The sequence below is a fragment of the Roseomonas sp. E05 genome, assembly GCF_030063475.1.
Lineage (GTDB): Bacteria > Pseudomonadota > Alphaproteobacteria > Acetobacterales > Acetobacteraceae > Pseudoroseomonas.
Genome location: NZ_JASIRT010000093.1, coordinates 1 through 956 on the forward strand (window position 1 = coordinate 1; position 956 = coordinate 956).

Annotated in this window: 1 protein-coding gene and 1 pseudogene; one reads left to right on the plus strand and one right to left on the minus strand. The window is 66.9% G+C overall.

Going from position 1 to position 956, the window contains the following annotated elements; genetic code table 11:
* Positions 1 to 463: pseudogene (locus tag QMO56_RS26805) on the plus strand (transposase); the annotation flags it as partial.
* Positions 464 to 659: 196 nt separating this feature from the next.
* Here the strand turns inward: QMO56_RS26805 and QMO56_RS26815 are convergent.
* Positions 660 to 956, minus strand: a 297-nt coding sequence (locus QMO56_RS26815) for a transposase (RefSeq protein WP_283530698.1), incomplete at its 5' end; no start/stop codon positions are given.

Consider the following 956-nt stretch of genomic DNA (forward strand, 5'->3'; position numbering starts at 1 on the left):
GACCTGCATCGTCCACCTCTTGCGGCAGAGCCTGGACTTCGTCGCCCACAAGGACCGCAAGACGGTGGCCGCGGCGCTGAAGGCGATCGACCAGGCGGTGGATGCCGCCGCCGCCGAGGTGGCCCTGACCGCCTTTGAGGCTGGCACATGGGGCCAGAAATATCCGGCCATTGGCCAGAGCTGGCGCCGTGCCTGGGGCGAGGTGGTGCCCTTCTATGCCTTCAGCGTTGAAATTAGACGCTTCTTGTACACTACCAATGCCGTCGAGACGCTGAACGCCAAGCTGCGCCGGGCGGTCCGGGGCAGAGGGCATTTTCCGACCGATGATGCGGCCCTGAAGCTGCTGTTTCTGGTCTTGAACCGGGCGGAGAAGGAGTGAACCATACCGCCACGGGAGTGGTCCATCGCCAAGGCCCAGTTCGTCGTCCTGTTCGGCGAGCGTTTCACCCGCGCCATGGCCTGAGCGTGCTCAACCGCTCCGCCCCACACGAAATTCCTGACAGTCCCCTCTACGCCCTATGCAACCGCATCGAGCGCTGCATCAACCGCTTAAAGAACTGCCGCCGCGTCGCCACCCGCTACGACCACACCGCCCGATCCTTCCTCGGCTTTGTCCAACTCGCTGCCATCCGCCTATGGATCAGCTTTGTCCACGCTGCCTAAGGACAAAAGCGGCGGATCTGCCGCAGGCAGATGACGGCGCAGGCGAGTGTTGTCAGGGCGAGATGCAGGCCGGCGCGGCGCTCATGGCGGACGGTCAGGCGCCGGAAGCGGCTCAGCCAGGCGAAGCTTCGCTCGATGACCCAGCGATGGCGGCCCAGGCGGGCGCTGCTCTCGATGCCGCGCCGGGCGATCCGTGGGACGATGCCGCGCGCCCGGCCCTCCTGGCGGCAGCGGCGGTGATCATGGCCTTTGTCGGCGTGCAGCTTGGCGGGCCGGCGGCGCGGACGGCCCCG